This window comes from Rhizobium redzepovicii (assembly GCF_019793435.1).
In the GTDB taxonomy this organism is placed as follows: domain Bacteria; phylum Pseudomonadota; class Alphaproteobacteria; order Rhizobiales; family Rhizobiaceae; genus Rhizobium; species Rhizobium redzepovicii.
Genome location: NZ_JAILYH010000008.1, coordinates 210,495 through 226,997, shown reverse-complemented (window position 1 = coordinate 226,997; position 16,503 = coordinate 210,495). Strand labels below are relative to the sequence as shown.

General features: G+C 61.8%; 10 protein-coding genes. All 10 read right to left on the bottom strand.

Annotated elements, in window-relative coordinates; genetic code table 11:
• Positions 1 to 9 precede the first annotated feature (9 nt).
• Positions 10 to 495: a MaoC family dehydratase gene (locus K6N12_RS15030; RefSeq protein ID WP_097628795.1), complete on the bottom strand. Its 486-nt coding sequence runs from the start codon at positions 493 to 495 to the stop codon at positions 10 to 12.
• 89 nt (positions 496 to 584) lie between these two features.
• Complete coding sequence (gene glgX / locus K6N12_RS15025; protein ID WP_097628727.1) at positions 585 to 2,564, bottom strand: glycogen debranching protein GlgX; 1,980 nt, start codon at positions 2,562 to 2,564, stop codon at positions 585 to 587.
• A 12-nt stretch (positions 2,565 to 2,576) separates the two neighbouring features.
• Positions 2,577 to 4,208 carry an alpha-D-glucose phosphate-specific phosphoglucomutase gene (locus K6N12_RS15020; protein ID WP_097628728.1) on the bottom strand — a complete coding sequence of 544 codons (1,632 nt, stop codon included), beginning with the start codon at positions 4,206 to 4,208 and terminating at the stop codon, positions 2,577 to 2,579.
• 6 nt (positions 4,209 to 4,214) lie between these two features.
• On the bottom strand, positions 4,215 to 5,657 hold the full coding sequence (gene glgA / locus K6N12_RS15015; protein ID WP_097628729.1) for a glycogen synthase GlgA: 1,443 nt from the start codon (positions 5,655 to 5,657) through the stop codon (positions 4,215 to 4,217).
• Between the two features lie 3 nt (positions 5,658 to 5,660).
• Positions 5,661 to 6,923, bottom strand: a complete 1,263-nt coding sequence (gene glgC, locus K6N12_RS15010; RefSeq protein WP_097628730.1) for a glucose-1-phosphate adenylyltransferase — start codon at positions 6,921 to 6,923, stop codon at positions 5,661 to 5,663.
• A 19-nt stretch (positions 6,924 to 6,942) separates the two neighbouring features.
• Entirely contained in the window at positions 6,943 to 9,150 is a 2,208-nt protein-coding gene (gene glgB / locus K6N12_RS15005) for a 1,4-alpha-glucan branching protein GlgB (protein ID WP_097628731.1), read from the bottom strand.
• Positions 9,147 to 11,609 carry a glycogen/starch/alpha-glucan phosphorylase gene (locus tag K6N12_RS15000; RefSeq protein ID WP_097628732.1) on the bottom strand — a complete coding sequence of 821 codons (2,463 nt, stop codon included), beginning with the start codon at positions 11,607 to 11,609 and terminating at the stop codon, positions 9,147 to 9,149. Before K6N12_RS15000 ends, glgB begins: the two co-directional genes overlap by 4 nt.
• A 277-nt stretch (positions 11,610 to 11,886) precedes the next feature.
• Complete coding sequence (locus K6N12_RS14995; protein ID WP_222148840.1) at positions 11,887 to 13,086, bottom strand: vWA domain-containing protein; 1,200 nt, start codon at positions 13,084 to 13,086, stop codon at positions 11,887 to 11,889.
• Between the two features lie 114 nt (positions 13,087 to 13,200).
• Complete coding sequence (locus K6N12_RS14990) at positions 13,201 to 14,079, bottom strand: transglutaminase family protein (protein WP_097628796.1); 879 nt, start codon at positions 14,077 to 14,079, stop codon at positions 13,201 to 13,203.
• Positions 14,080 to 14,084: 5 nt separating this feature from the next.
• The gene (locus K6N12_RS14985; protein ID WP_097628734.1) at positions 14,085 to 16,502 is read right to left on the bottom strand and encodes a circularly permuted type 2 ATP-grasp protein; all 2,418 of its coding nucleotides are present in this window, start codon (positions 16,500 to 16,502) and stop codon (positions 14,085 to 14,087) included.
• Position 16,503 lies beyond the last annotated feature (1 nt).

The following is a 16,503-nucleotide window of genomic DNA, read 5'->3' as shown; positions in this document are numbered from 1 at the left end:
GCGTTTTGCTCAAACGTCCTCGGGACGGTCCTTCGGGTCGAATTGGATGATGGTGATCCATTTTGCCGTGAGGGCCGGCTTCTTCTCGTTCTCGATCTCGATCGATACATCATAGGTGGTCATCAGCATGCCGCCGCCGCGGAAGCGGGCGTCCGAGAGCAGGAAGCGGCCGCGGACGCGGGCGCCGCTCTTCACCGGCGTCATGAAGCGGACGCGATCGAAACCGTAATTGATGCCCATGGTCTGCTCGCGCACTTTCGGCAGGCAGTTGTAGTTCATCGTCGACAGCAGAGACAGTGTCAGGAAGCCATGGGCGATGGTGCCGCCGAAGGGGCTTTCGGCCGCGCGCTGGGGATCGACATGAATGAACTGATGGTCGTCGGTCGCCCCTGCAAAGGCGTCGATCATCGTCTGGTCGACGGTGATCCAGTCCGAAAGGCCTGTTTCCATGCCGATCAGTCCCCGCACGTCGGAGAGTGAAATTTCCGTGACCATGAATTCCTCGTGAAATAGGCCGCCGGCCAAAGCCTTATCGTGCATTTATGACGATTGCGACAAGGATTTGCGCAAGCGAGGGGAGGCGGTCACTTTTCTACGAAAAAGGCGACGGAGCGTGGCTCGACGGTGACGCGGGCGCCGGTTTTCTTGGCTCCTTCCGGTGTCAATTGACGCCAGCCCGGTTCGGTTCCGGACGGGAGCGTGAAAATTTGGCGGTCGCCCGAACGGTTGAAGAGCACGGCAAGCCGGGTCTGCCTGCCGCACGCCGAGCGGTCACCGGTGGAAAGCAGCATGCCGAGGGTGGAAAGCGACGGTGTCTCCCATTCGGAAACGGTCATCGGCTCGCCGGAGAGCGAAATCCATTCGACATCGCCGTTGCCTGCCAGGAAGCCGGTTTCGGAAAAGATCGTGAAGCGGCGGCGCAGCTCGGCGACGAAGGCGGTATGGGCGATGAGATCCTCGTTCAGCGCCTTCCAGTCCAGCCAGGTGATCTCATTGTCCTGGCAATAGGCGTTGTTGTTGCCATGCTGGCTACGGCCGCCCTCGTCGCCCGCCGTCAGCATGATGCTGCCGCGGGTGGCAAAGAGTGTCGATATCAACGCCATCACATCCTCACGGCGACGCTTGCGGATCGTCGGATAGACGGTCTCCCCCTCGACGCCGTTGTTCCAGGAGTGGTTCTCATTATGGCCGTCACGATTGTGCTCGCCATTGGCGTCGTTGTGCTTTCCCGCATAGGAGACGAGATCGGTCAGCGTGAAGCCGTCATGGGCGGCGAGGAAATTGACGCTGCGCGTCTCTTTGCCGTCGTTGCGGGAGAAGATGTCGGATGAGCCGGCGAGTGCGGTGGCGAGCGCCCCGGTCTTCCAATCGTCGCCGCGCCAGTAGCAGCGCAGATCGTCACGAAGCCGGTCGTTCCATTCGAGGAAAGGCGGCGGGAAATTGCCGAGCTGATAACCACCCGGGCCGATATCCCAGGGTTCGGCAATCATGATCCGGTCGGTGAGCACATTGTCGGCGAGGATCGCGGCTAGCGTTCCGCCATCGCGCTCGAAGCCTGTCGCGGTGCGGCCGAGCACCGGGGCGAGATCGAAGCGGAAACCGTCGACGCCTGAATTGAGCACGAAATGGCGCAGGCTGTCGATGACGAGACGCCGCACCTCGGGATGATCGCAGGCGAGCGTGTTGCCGGTGCCGGTGTCGTTGACGAGTTCGCCCGGCATATTCCGGGCGTGGCGATAATAATGCAGGTTGTCGAGGCCGCGCAGCGATAGAGTCGTGCCGTAACGGTCGCTCTCGCCGGTATGGTTGAAGACGAGATCGAGGATGACGGCGATGCCTTCGGCATGGAGGGCCGCGACCGTCTGGCGCAGTTCCGTCATGCCGCCCGGCGCCAGCCGCGGATCGAGGGCCATGAAGGCGACCGGATTGTAGCCCCAGCCGTTGGTGAGGCCGAGCGGCGGCAGGTGGCGTTCGTCGATCCAGGCGGTGATCGGCATCAGTTCGACGGCGTCGACACCGATGCGCTTCAGATGCGCGATAACGGAGGGATGGGCAAGGGCGGCGATCGTGCCGCGCTGAACGTCCGGCACGTCGGGATGGAGGATTGTGAAGGGACGGACAGCGACCTCGTAGATGAAGCCGCCCGGTTTGAAGAGCGGCTTGCCGATTTCGGCGCGCGTATCGGTGGTGACAATCGCCTTCGGCATCAGATCCTGGCTGTCCTCGCCATAGATGCCGAGGCGGGGATCGTAGCGGAACGGCCTATCGATCTGCTTGGCGTAGGGATCGATCAGCAGTTTGGAGGGATCGTACCAGAGGCCGCTGTCGGGAGCGTAGATGCCGTCGGCGCGATAACCGTAGCGGGCGCCCGCCTTCAGACCGTCGACAAACAGACGGTGGAAGTGATTGCTGTCGCGCGCCATGGGCAGGCGCGCGAATTCCCTGTTGCCGTCATCCTCGAAAAGGCAGAGTTCGATCTGTGCGGCGTGATGCGACCACACGGCAAATTCGACACCGGTTTCGAAGACGATCGCGCCGCTTTGCGCCGAACTCTCTCCCCGCATGTTCCCCCCGGATCAGGTGATCACGGTTGGCGCATCGCGTCCCGTGCGTTCACGAATGCTGGCAATGCTTTCGGCGGCCGCGATCAGATCGGCGAGCGCTTCCTGCGTTTCGATGTTGTGGCGAGTCGAATCCGGCTCGTAGCGCTCGATATAGACACGCAAGGTTGCGCCAGAAGTGCCGGTGCCGGACAGGCGGAAGACGACGCGGGAGCCGCCCGCAAAGAGCACGCGCACACCCTGATGCTCGCTCACCGATTTGTCGATCGGATCGTGATAGGCGAAGTCGTCGGCCTTTTCGACCTTCAGGCTTCCGAAGCTCTTGCCGAGCAGAGTGGATAGCTGGCTGCGGAGGTTGTCCACCAGGCCGTTCGCCGCATCGGTGTCGAGTCCTTCGTAGTCATGGCGCGAATAATAGTTACGGCCATAGGTCTGCCAGTGCTGGGTGACGATATCGGCGACGCTCTCGCCACGGACGGCAAGGATGTTCAGCCAGAGCAGCACGGCCCACAGGCCGTCCTTTTCGCGGACGTGACTAGAGCCGGTGCCGGAGCTTTCCTCACCGCAGATCGTCGCCATGCCGGCGTCGAGCAGATTGCCGAAGAATTTCCAGCCGGTCGGCGTTTCGTACATGCCGATGCCGCGCTTTTCGGCGACGCGGTCGGCGGCGCCCGATGTCGGCATCGAGCGGGCGATGCCGGCCAGGCCGCCGGAATAACCGGGAGCGAGATTGGCGTTGGCGGCAAGGATCGCCAGGCTGTCGGAAGGGGTGACGAAAATGCCGCGGCCGATGATCAGGTTGCGGTCGCCGTCGCCGTCGGAAGCAGCGCCGAAATCGGGCGCGTCATCGCCCATCATCTCATCGAAGAGTTCCTTGCAGTGAACCGGGTTCGGGTCCGGGTGATGACCGCCGAAATCCGGCAGCGGCATGAAATTGCGCACCGAACCCAGGGGAGCGCCGAGGCGATTTTCGAAAATTTCCTTGGCATAGGGGCCAGTGACGGCGCTCATCCCGTCGAAGGCAATGCGGAAGCCGAGGCTGATCAGATTGCGGATGGCGCCGAAATCAAACAGCTCTTCCATCAGCGCGGCATAGTCCTCGACCGGGTCGATGACCGAGAGGATCATGCCGCCCGGCAGCTCGTCCTTGCCGATGCGGTCGAGATTGACGTCGGCGAAATCGGCGATCTTGTAGCTGTCGATCGTCTTCGAGCGCGCATACATCGCGTCGGTGATCTTTTCCGGCGCCGGGCCGCCATTGTTGATGTTGTATTTGATGCCGAAGTCTTCGGTCGGGCCGCCGGGATTGTGGCTGGCTGAGAGAATGATGCCGCCGAAAGCCTTGTACTTGCGGATGATGTGGGAAGCGGCTGGCGTCGACAGGATGCCGCCCTTGCCGACCATGACCTTGCCGAAGCCGTTGGCGGCGGCCATCTTGATGGCCTTCTGAATGACTTCGCGATTGTAGTAGCGTCCGTCGCCGCCGATGACGAGGCACTTGCCCTGATAACCTTCCAGCGAATCGAAGATCGACTGGATGAAGTTCTCGGCGTAGTTCGGCTGCTGGAAGACCGGAACCTTCTTGCGCAGACCCGACGTGCCGGGTTTCTGGTCCAGATAGGGTGTGGTGGGTACGGACTTGTTCATTTTAGTTCACATGCCTTTCGAGACGAGGCTTGAATAGAGGGCAGCGTAGCGTTCGGCGCTCTTCTCCCAGGAGACATCCGATTTCATGCCCTGCTTTTGCAATTGGGTCCAGAGTTTTCGGTCCGCGTAAAAATGCATCGCACGGCGGATTGCCTGTAGCATGCCCGCTTCCGTCACGGGTGAGAATTGTATGCCGGTTGCCACTTTCGCCGCAAGTGCGGCGTGATTGGCGTCGATCACCGTGTCGTTCAGCCCGCCCGTGCGGGCGACGATCGGCACGCAGCCGTAACGTAGGCCGTAAAGCTGGGTGAGGCCGCAGGGTTCGAAACGCGACGGGATGATGATGGCATCGCAGCCGGCCTGCATCAGGTGCGACATCGGCTCGTTATAGCCGATCGAGACGCCGATGCGGCCGGGATGGCGGCTGGCAGAGGCAAGCAGTGCGCCTTCAAGTGCGGCTTCGCCGGAGCCGAGCACGACGAGCTTGCCGCCCATGGCGACGATTTCGTCGGCGACATTGGCGACGATATCCATGCCCTTCTGCCAGGTCAGGCGGCTGATGACGCAGAAAATCGGGGCGTCGTCATTGTCGAGATGGAAGAATTCGGCGATCGAACGGCGGTTCTCCTCGCGGTTCTTCAGCGTCGTCGGGCCATAATGGGTGTGGACGACGGGATCGGTCGCCGGGTTCCAGATATCCGTATCGATGCCGTTGACGATGCCGTGCAGATTGTCGATGTGGCTGGCGATGACGCCCTCGAGGCCCATGCCGAATTCCGGCGTCAGGATCTCGTCGGCATAGGTCGGGCTGACCGTGGTGATCGCGTGGGCGGTCTGCAGGCCGCCCTTGAGGTAGCCGATGGTGCCGTAATATTCGATGCTGTCGGTGGCGAAGGCATGGGCGGGCAGGCGCAGGCCGGGAAAGATCTCGGGACCGAACTGGCCTTGGAAAGCGATGTTGTGGATGGTCAGCACGCTCGGCAGTTCCGGCGTCGGATAGTAGCGCATATAGACCGAGGTCAGCGCCGCCTGCCAGTCGTGGGTGTGGACGAGATCCGGCCGCCAGCCGGGCAGGAGTCCGGCAGCGATCTCGGAGGCGGCGAGCGACAGCGCGGCGAAGCGCCGCCAATTATCGGGATAGTCCTTGCCGAGCGGATCGACATAGGGGCCGCCCGGCCTGTCGTAATAGGCCGGCGCATCGAGGACGAGCAGATCGAGGCCCTCATGCTGGACCTCAAGCACAGCAGCCGGCTCGCCGAGCAGGTCGGGGAATTCGAGCCTGACGATCGGGTCGCGAATGACCTTCATGACGGCGGGATAGCCAGGCAGAAGGGTCTTGGTCTCGACCCCGAAGGCTTTAAGAGCAATCGGCAGGGCGCCTGACACATCGGCCAGGCCCCCTGTCTTGATCAAAGGGAAGACTTCGGACGAAACCGAAAGAACTTTCATAAGTCAGATATCCAGCTTGTCGATCATCGGTTGGGTGATCAGGCAGATGCCGCTTTCCGTCCGCCGGAAGCGTTTGGCGTCGAGTTTGGGATCCTCTCCGACGACCAGGCCTTCCGGAATGACGACGCCATGGTCGATCACCACATTCTTGAGCTGCGCCCGCCGGCCGATCTTGACGTTCGGCAGGATGACCGCGCCTTCCAGTTTGGAGAAGGAGTTGGCCCTGACGCCGGTAAAGAGCAGGCTGTTGTTGAGGCTGGCGCCGGAGATGATGCAATCGCCGGAGACAACGGAGGAGGTGGCCGAGCCGCGGCGATCCTCGTCGTCATGGACGAATTTCGCCGGCGGGGTGATCTCGGCATAGGTCCAGATCGGCCAGGACTTGTCGTAGATGTCGAGTTCGGGAACGATCGCCGTCAGGTCGATATTGGCCTGCCAATAGGCATCGATCGTGCCGACGTCGCGCCAGTAGGGCTCGTGCTCGAAATCGGAGCGGACGCAGGATTTGGCGAAGCGGTGGGCGACCGCCTTACCATTCTTGACGATATAGGGGATGATGTCCTTGCCGAAGTCGCGGCTGGAGTTCGGATCGGCAGCGTCGCGGCGCAGCGCGTCGAGCAGGAACTTGGTGTGGAAGACGTAGATGCCCATCGAGGCGAGAGCGAAATCCGGCTTGTCGGGAATGGGCGGCGGATCGGCCGGCTTCTCGACGAAGGCGATGATCTCGTCCTTGTCGTTGACATGCATGACGCCGAAGCCCACCGCCTCCATGCGCGGCACTTCCAGGCAGCCGATGGTGACATCGGCGCCGGAATCGACATGCTGCTGCAGCATCCACTCATAGTCCATCTTGTAGACATGGTCGCCGGCGAGAATGACCATGTATTCGACACCGTAATCCTCGATGATGTCGATGTTCTGGTAGACGGCGTCGGCGGTGCCTTCATACCACTGCGTTTCCGAGACGCGCTGGCTGGCAGGCAGGATGTCGAAGCTCTCGTTACGCTCTGGGCGGAAGAAGTTCCAGCCGCGCTGCATATGGCGGATCAGCGAATGCGCCTTGTATTGCGTGGCAACGCCGATGCGTCGGATGCCTGAGTTCAGGGCGTTCGACAGGGCGAAATCGATAATGCGGGCCTTGCCGCCGAAATAGACGGCAGGCTTGGCACGCCGGTCGGTCAGTTCCTTGAGACGGCTCCCCCTGCCGCCGGCCAGAACATAAGCCATTGCATCGCGGGCAAGTGGCTGAACACGCTTTTCTACCATTTTCTCCTCCCACCAGTCACTAATTTTCAGGTTCAAGCATGATTGTCGCCAAGGGCGGCAAGGTGATCGAGCAGGTGATGTTGCCGCCGGCATCGACGGCCTGCACGCGCCCGCCATTGCCCTTGCCGCTGCCGCCGTAGATGTCGGCATCGGTGTTCAGGATTTCCCGCCAGCGGCCTGCGGACGGCAGGCGGATCGTATAGTTCTCGCGATAGACGGGGGTGAAATTGGTGATGACGGCGACCGGTTTCTGGCCCGGCGCCTTGCGCAGCCAGGCAAAGACGGAATTCTGGTGGTCGTCGGCGACCAGCCATTCAAATCCCTCGCCCTCGCAGTCACGCTCATGCAGCGCCGGCTTGCTGCGGTAGGTGAAGTTGAGGTCGCGCACCAGGCGCCGCATGCCCTCATGCATGCGGTATTGCAGCAGGTTCCAGTCGAGCGATTTCGCCTCGCTCCACTCGCTCCACTGGGCGAATTCCTGGCCCATGAACAGCAGCTTCTTGCCGGGATAGCCCCACATATAGGCGTAGTAGGCGCGCAGATTGGCGAATTTCTGCCAGTCGTCGCCCGGCATCTTGGCGATCAGCGAGCCCTTGCCATGGACAACCTCATCATGCGAGAGCGGCAGGACGAAATTTTCCGAATAGGCGTAGAGCAGGCCGAAGGTGAGTTCGTTGTGATGGTGTCCGCGGTATATCGGATCGCGGCTCATATAGCTCAGCGTGTCATGCATGAAGCCCATGTTCCACTTGAAGCCGAAGCCGAGACCGCCTTCATGCACGGGCTGGGAGACCTTCGGCCAGGAGGTCGATTCCTCGGCGATGGTCATAACATTGGAATGATTGCCGTAGATGCGGGTGTTGAGGTCCTGCAGGAAGCGGACCGCTTCGAGGTTCTCGTTGCCGCCATATTCGTTCGGGATCCATTCGCCGTGCTTGCGGGAGTAATCGAGGTAGAGCATCGAGGCGACGGCGTCGACGCGCAGACCGTCGAGATGGAATTTCTCGGCCCAGTAAAGCGCGTTGTTGACGAGATAGGAAACGACTTCGGTCCGGCCGAAATTGTAGATCGCCGTGCTCCAGTCCGGGTGGAAGCCCTTGCGCGGATCTTCGTGCTCGTAGAGCGCCGTGCCGTCGAACCAGCCGAGGCCGTGCTCGTCGGTCGGGAAATGCGCCGGCACCCAGTCGAGGATGACGCCGATGCCGACCTTGTGGCAGCCGTTGACGAAACGGGCGAAACCTTCCGGCTCGCCGAACCGGGCGGTCGGCGCGTAGAGGCCTGTCGTCTGATAACCCCAGGAGGGGTCATAGGGGTACTCGGTGATCGGCAGGAATTCGATATGGGTGAAGCCCATGTCGGCGCAATAGGGGATGAGGCTAGAGGCGAGCTCGTCCCAGGACAGCATCGTGCCATCGTCGCGGCGCCGCCATGAGCCGGCATGCACCTCGTAGATCGAGATCGGCTGGCGGCGTTTGTCGGTTTCGCGCCAGTGCTTCAGATGGGCTTCGTCTTCCCACTTCTGTTCCAGATCGGCGGCGGCGATCGAAGCGGTTTTTGGTCGGAGCTCGCTGCGGCGGGCGAAGGGATCGGCCTTCAGCGGCAGCAGCACGCCGTCCTGGCCACGGATCTCGAATTTGTAGGCAACGCCGATCGGCACGTCAGGGGCAAAGATTTCCCAGATGCCGCTGTCGGAGCGGAAGCGCATGACGTGGCGGCGGCCGTCCCAATTGTTGAAATCGCCGACGACGGAAACGCGCTGCGCATTCGGGGCCCAGACGGCGAAGTGGATGCCCTGGGCGCCGTCATGCTTGATGAGGTGGGCGCCCATCTTGTCGAACAGGCGCAGGTGCGAGCCCTGGCGGGCGAAATAATCGTCCATCGGCCCGAGCACCGGACCGAAGCTGTAGGGGTCCGTGACAGCCCATTCGGCATCGCCGCGCCGGGCGCGGTAACGCACCGGCTGGAGCTTGGTGAGGGAAACCGGGCCGGCGAAGAAGCCGTCGGCATGGAGCTGTTTCAATTCGCCGATGACGCTGCCGTCGAGCGTCATGGCGGTGACTTCCTCCGCGCCCGGGATGAAACAGCGAGCGACGAAGGCGTCGCCTGCCTGGTGCACTCCTAGGACGGCAAAGGGATTGGAATGCGAGCCGGCAAGGATCGCCGCGATTTCATCTGCCGAAATTTCCCAGGAAAGCTTTACTTCAGGGACGTTTTTCGGCGTTTTCATCCGGCTCTCCAGATTTCGTCTGCATATTGCCTGATCGTACGGTCGGACGAGAACCAGCCCATCCGCGCCGTGTTGTTGATCGTCTTGGTGTACCAGGCGGACTGGTTGGTCCAGATCTGATCGACCTCGCGCTGGGCCTGGGCGTAGGCGTCGAAATCGGCCGCGACCATGAACCAGTCGTGCGAATAGATGCCGTCGATCAGCGAGGTGTAACGGTTGCGGTCATCGGGCGAGAAAACGCCGGAGCCGATGGCGGCGAGCGCCTGGGCGAGTTCGCGCGAGCCCTCGATGATGGCGCGGGGATTGTGGCCGTCGCTGCGGACCTTGGCGACCTCGTCGGCCTTGAGGCCGAAGATGACGATGTTGTCCTCGCCGACATTGTCGCGCATCTCGACATTGGCGCCATCGAGCGTGCCGATGGTGAGCGCACCGTTGAGGCCGAACTTCATGTTGCCGGTACCGGATGCTTCCATGCCGGCGGTCGAGATCTGTTCGGAGAGGTCGGCGGCGGGCACCATGACTTCGGCGAGCGAGACATTGTAATTCGGCACGAAGACGACCTTCAGCAGGCCGCGCACCGACGGATCGTTGTTGATCGTGCGGGCGACGTCGTTGATCAGCTTGATGATCAGTTTGGCGTTGTAATAACTCGGCGCCGCCTTGCCGGCGAAGAGTTTCACGCGCGGCACCCAGTCGAGTTCGGGATGCGAGCGGATCTGGTCGTAGAGCGCGACGGCCTCGATGATGTTCAAAAGCTGGCGCTTGTATTCGTGGATGCGCTTGATCTGGATGTCGAACATCGCCGATGGATCCAGCTTGACGCCCATGCGGCTGGCGACGAGGTTGGACAGCGCCACCTTGTTGGCGCGCTTCACCGCTGCAAACTTCTGCTGGAAGCTCGGATCCGAAGCATGCGCCTCGAGCGGCCTTAGCTTCTCGGCATCGTCGAGGAATTCGTCGCCGATCGCCTCGCGGATCAGGCCGGTGAGACCTGGATTGCACTGCTGCAGCCAGCGACGCGGGGTGATGCCATTGGTCTTGTTGTTGATGCGGTCGGGATACAGCTTGTGCAGGTCGGCAAAGACCGTGACCTTCATCAGGTCGGTGTGAAGGGCGGAGACGCCGTTGATCGAATGCGAGCCGACGAAAGCAAGGTTGCCCATGCGCACGCGGCGGTCGCCACTTTCATCGATCAGCGAGATCGAGCGGATTTCCCCATCGGAGAAGTTCTTGCCCTTGCGCGCGTCGATCAGAATCTTGGCGTTGATTGCATAGATGATTTGCATGTGGCGAGGCAGTAGACGCTCGAACAGCGGTACCGCCCAGCTTTCCAGCGCTTCCGGCAGAAGCGTGTGGTTGGTGTAGGAGAAGGTATGGCGGGTGATTTCCCAGGCCTGGTCGAAATCCATGCCGTGCACGTCGCAGAGCAGACGTACGAGTTCGGCCACCGAGACGGCCGGATGGGTATCGTTCAGCTGGATCGCCACCTTGTCCGGCAGCGAGGTGAAATCGTCATATTGCTGCAGATGGCGGCGCAGGATGTCCTGCAGCGAGGCCGACGAGAAGAAGAACTCCTGGCGCAGGCGCAGTTCCTGGCCGGCCGGGGTCGCGTCGGCGGGATAGAGAACCCGGGTCAGGCTTTCGGCCTTGTTGCTTTCGCGCAGCGCTCCGATGTGGTCGCCGGCGTTGAAGGCATCGAGCAGGATCGGATCGATCGGCTGCGCCGACCAGAGACGCAGCGTGTTGACGCGCTTGCCGCGCCAGCCGACGGCCGGCGTGTCGAAGGCGGCGGCGATGACGCGCTCGGCCGGTTTCCAGACGTAGCGCGGCTGGTCGTCATGGGTAGTGATGAATTCGACGGCGCCGCCGAAACCAATTTCATAGGCGCTTTCGCGGCGCTCGAACTCCCAGGGATTGCCGTGGGCGAGCCAGTTTTCTGGCAGCTCCACCTGCCAGCCGTCGGCCAGCTGCTGGCGGAACAGCCCGTGCACATAGCGGATGCCGTAGCCGTAAGCGGGTACGTCGACCGTTGCCATGCTCTCCATGAAACAGGCAGCCAGGCGGCCGAGGCCGCCATTGCCGAGGGCGGCATCGGGTTCCAGGCCGGCAATGACGTTGACGTCGACGCCGAGCGAGGAAAGCGCATCGCGCACCTCCTCCATCAGGCCGAGGTTCGAGACGGCGTCTCGCATCAGGCGGCCGATCAGGAATTCCAGGGAAAGATAATAGACGCGCTTGGCGCCGGTCGCATACACCTCGCGGGTAGAGGCCATCCATCTGTCGATAATGCGGTCGCGCACCACCAGGATCGTCGCCGTCAGCCAGTCGTGCGGCTTTGCCACCTTGGCATCCTTGCCGATGCGATAGGTCAGGCGCTCGATGATTTCTTCGGCGAGAATTTCCGGCTTCGAGCTGCGCGGTGCGGGGGAGGGGATAATCGGCTTGGAAACGGTGTTCATTGTCAGGTCTCGCCAATTTTAATTTGCTTTCAGGATGTTATCCCTGATTCAATCAATTTGTCGCTTGTGCCGACGACAGTTTATGCATCGTTACTAAGCACTTGCAACAAGGGATTTGGACAAACGAAAAATTTGCGAAACCTTCATTTTCACGGGGCTTAAGGGGATTGATTTCAATGGGTTTTACCGATCAAATGGGTGAGACAGCGATAACGAAAAACCGCCCCGGTTTGTTCCGAGGCGGCTTTTTGCTGCGATGGGCTTTGGAACTGGGCGATCAGTTCGTCAGCAGTGTGAGAGCTTTGGTCGCCTCTTTTGCAATGCTGGTAAAGGAAGCGACTAGTTTCTCCATTGTTTCGGCTTCATAATAGTTGCCGCCTGGGGAGGCGCAGTATTGGAGCAACTGCTTACCTTTGTCCGGGGCCATGAAGGCAACGGTGAAGATTTTGATGCCGGCTGTTTTGGTTGCGTCGCATTGGTCGCGAACATTCTGGTCAAATGATTGTTGCCATACACCCGTGTTGCCCGTCATTTCGCCGTCGGTCATCAGGATGATATAGCGAGACACATTGTTGTTGCCTTTGGCCGCGTGTGCTTGGGTCTCAACATCCGAACCGTCCAATGCTTTCGTGACCGAAAGAGTCGCTTGTCTCATAGGTTCGGTAGCATCTGTGCCCCCATTTGCCGTAATTCCGCTCACATAAGTTGCAGTCGTCGCTGTGCCCCAGGACATACCGCTCATGCTCTTGATCTGGGTCTTCTGTGCATCCTTATAGATGAGACCGTTGTTGTAAGAATAGGCACCGGTGCGTACGAGGCTGTGATCCGGATCGGCGGTGTCCAATGCAGCAAAGAGGGCATTGGCCGCCTTCTTGAGCGCGTCGATTTTCGTGACGTAGGTTTTGCAATTTTTGCCGTTATAGGTTGCGCAGGTGGTCGTATTTTCGCCCATCGAACCGGATTGGTCGAGCACCAGTTCCATCGATAAGGCGGTTTTCGTATCACTCGTGCCGCTTGAAGTTGAAGTCGAGGCGCCGATATTAAGCGTCTTGTAGCCAAGAACGCTCAAGAATGGTGTAGTGGCGACGGGGTAAGAGGTGTCGATGGCAACCTTATAGCTCTTGCTTGTTGCCGTGGTGCTGACATTGACGGTGACGCTCGTTCCAACTTTGATGCTGTTCAAGGCGTCGGAGCCGACATAATTGGCCATTTGGCCGCTTACGAAATTTCTTGCGATCATCTCGGCGTCAGCCGTAGTCGAAGCCGTTCCATTCGCAAGCGCAGTCGCGGCGGCAAGAGCACCGGCATCCGTTGCTTCCTGCAACTGGCGCTTCGACAGCATCGCGTTCGAGTAGTCGAGCGCCATGCCGACAACGCCGAGAAGAACCGGCGCCATAATCGCCGTCGTGATTCCGAAGTTACCGCCTCGATCGCTGAACATGCGACGCAGGCAGGGATGCAAAAAGGAGGTGCTCATCATGTTCACCCAATTGGAAACCCTGTGAGGTGATTAACGCACACTGCTTCTTTACGCCTGACTTACCACCTCAATAAAATTCTAATAAATCGGCGGATTTTTCCAGTTTTGGGATTATTTCAGCGGGATGACGTCGACGGCCTGGACGGCGCGCTGGCCGCCATAACTCTTCAACACGCCGATGACGGGAACGACGTCGGAATAGTCGCGGCCATAGGCGACGACGATGTGGTCGGTGCCGGCGGGGATGTTGTTGGTCGGGTCGAGTTCGATCCAGCCGATCGTCTGGCCGCACCAGATCCTGACCCAGGCATGCATGGCATCCGCCCCTTCGAGGCGTTCCTTGCCGGGCGGCGGGATGGTGCGCAGGAAACCCGAGACATAGCCGGCCGGAATGCCGAGGCTTCGCAGCCCCAGGATCATGATGTGGGTGAAATCCTGGCAGACGCCGCGCTTCAACCTAAATGCCTCAAGCGGCGTCGTGTCGACTGTCGTCGCGTCGGCGTCGTAGGTGAAATCCTTGTGGATGCGGGCACAGATCGCGTAGGCGATTTGCATCGCCGTCAGATCGGGCATGGCGCAGCTTCGGGCAAAGTCGCTGATCTCGCGCGCCTGGGTCAGGCGCGGGCTTTCGCCGAGAAAGTGGTGCGGCGAATCCGCCGCCAGCGACCAGACGCCTGACAGTTCGTCCGGCAAGTCGGCCAGCAGCGGCGAAAAATCGGCGGCGATCGGCTGGCTTTCCACCTGCACGCGGGCCTGCATGCGAATGTCGAGCGTCTCGTGCGGCGCTCGCAGCATGAAGGCGGTGGCGGGATGATCGAAGAAATCGACGAAATGCGACTGCTCGTCCGGCGTCGGCGAAATTGTGATCGAGCCGGCGACCAGGCGCTGCCTGTTGGTCAGCGACAGCGGCATCAGGCGCATGATGTGGCGAGCGCCGGAGGCCGGCACGTCGTAGCTGTAACCCATGCGCAGCGAAAGATCGTAAAGCATCGCCGTCACCCGAGATAGGTTTGAGCGAGCAGATCGGAAAGCTGCTCCAATTCGCGTTCGAGCCGCTGATAGACCTCTGGCCCCATGCCCTCCGGCGTCATCACCGCCAGGCCCGAATGAAGCCGCATCGCCTCACGGTAGAAGGGCGACATCTGGCCGTTGATCAAGGCGTTCGGCAGTTGCTCGACCTCGTGGTGGATCTCGTTGACCTGGAAGAGGACCGAGCGGGGGTTGAGGGGATCGAGCGCCAGCAGGTCGGTGACGGTCAGCCGCGCCGTGTTGACGTTGTAGCGGCGGCGGTGGGTCATGACGCTGTCGCCGATTTCGAGCAGCATGTCGAGCGCGCCGTCGGGCGCTTCCGGGCCGGACATGTGGCCGAGCAGCCGGGTCATGTGCAGGCCGCGCTCGATATAGCGGCCGAGCGAGAGGAAGCGCCAGCCCATGAAACGGTACATGTTCTCGTGCACAAGGCCGGCAAAGCCCGCAAGCTTGCGCAGAAGGATCGTCATCGCGTGGCTGGCGTCGTCGCCGGCTGCGACGGTGACATGGAAGCGGCGGGCGGTCTTGGCGAGATCGTTGAGCGCCAGCCAGCCATCCGGCGAAAAACGGTCGCGAATATTGCTGGCCGAATAAACGGCGCTGTCGATGTTGCGCAGCAGCGTTTCCGGCACGGGTTCGGCGGTGTCGATATCGACGGCTGAGAGATAGGCGGAGACGTCGGCGAGCAGCGGCTGGCTCGGATCGGCAGCTTCGGCGTAACGCGCATGCCAGGCGCGCAGGATGCGCAGCGCCCCTTCGGCGCGCTCGATGTAGCGGCCGAGCCAGAACAGATTGTCGGCCGCCCGGCTCGGCAGGCTGCCCGGCATGTTGCGGGTGAAACTGCCTTCGGCCGGGAGCAGCGTGTGGCGCTCGACCGGCTTGTCGCTGACGATCCAGACGTCGGCGGCCGCTCCGCCCGACTGCATGGCGATCGCCGCGACATCGGCGCCGGAGCCGATCCGGGCAAAGCCGCCGGGCATGATCTGCCAGCCGTTCGCCGTGCGGGCGGCGAAGACGCGCAGCGACATCGGCCGCGGCACCAGCTTGCCGTCCACCCAGGCGGGCGTCGTCGAGAGCGTCACCACCTCCTGTCCCACCAGTTTCGGGCCGTCCGAACTCAGCCAGTCGGTGATGGAATCCTTGGCGGTCGCCCGCAGCGACGATCCGAGCACGGATTCGCCGTCATCGTCGAAGAAGGGGGCGCGGGAATAGGCCGGGCCGATCACCATCTTCTCGATATTCTTGGCGACGTGCTCGCGCTCTTCCTCCTGGCCGCACCACCAGGTGGCGATCGAGGGCAGCTGCAGATCCTGCCCCAGCAGACGGCGACAGATGGTCGGCATGAAGGCCAGCAGCGCCCTTGTCTCGAGAACGCCGGTACCGAGCGCATTGACGATGGTGACGCTTTCGGCGCGCAGCGCTTCGACGAGGCCGGGCGTGCCGATATGCGAATTCTGGTTCAGCTCGAGCGGGTCGGCAAAGGCCGAATCGAGACGGCGCCAGAGCACGCCGATCGGCTTCAGGCCGGCGACGGTGCGCACCATGACGCGGCCCTTGACGACGGTGAGATCCTCACCCTCGAGCAGCATGAAGCCGAGATAGCGGGCGATATAGGCGTGTTCGTAATAGGTCTCGTTGGCGGGGCCGGGCGTCAGCACGGCGATGCGGTCGTCGCCGGAATGTTTCATTCCCTGCAGCGCATCGCGGAAGGCGCCGAAGAACGAGGCGAGGCGGTGGACCGGGGTTTCGGCATAGATATCCGAGAAGGCACGGGTGGTCGCGACGCGGCTTTCCAGCGCGAAGCCGGCGCCTGATGGCGCCTGCGTCCTGTCGGCCAGCACCCACCAATTGCCATCCGGCCCGCGGCCGATCTCGAAGGCGCAGAAGTGCAGATAATGACCGGAGGCCGGCCGGATGCCGGCAAGCGGACGTTGGAATTCGGGATTGGCGGCCATCAGCGCCGGCGGCAGGACGCCTTCCTCCACCAGCCGGTTGTCGCCGTAGATGTCGGCGACGATCGCCTCCAGCAGGTCGGCGCGCTGGACGAGGCCGGCCGACAGCGTCTGCCATTCTCGCTCGTCGATCAGTACCGGGATATGGGAGATCGGCCAGGCGCGTTCGCCGGTGCCCTTGCTGCCATAGGCACGGTAGAAGACACCGGCGTCTCTGAGGTAGCGGTCGGCGCGAGCAAATCGCTCGGCAAGATCCTTTTCCGGCATTGCGCTCAGATGCGAGAGGAAATGCTGCCAGACCGGGCGGACCCTGCCTTTGTTGTCAACCATCTCGTCGGCGGTGCCGGGAAGCGGCGCATAGTCAAAGGCCGCACGTTTGCCGGTGCGGTCCTCTGTCTCTTCCCTGCGCTCTATTGCCGGCCTCTTACCCATC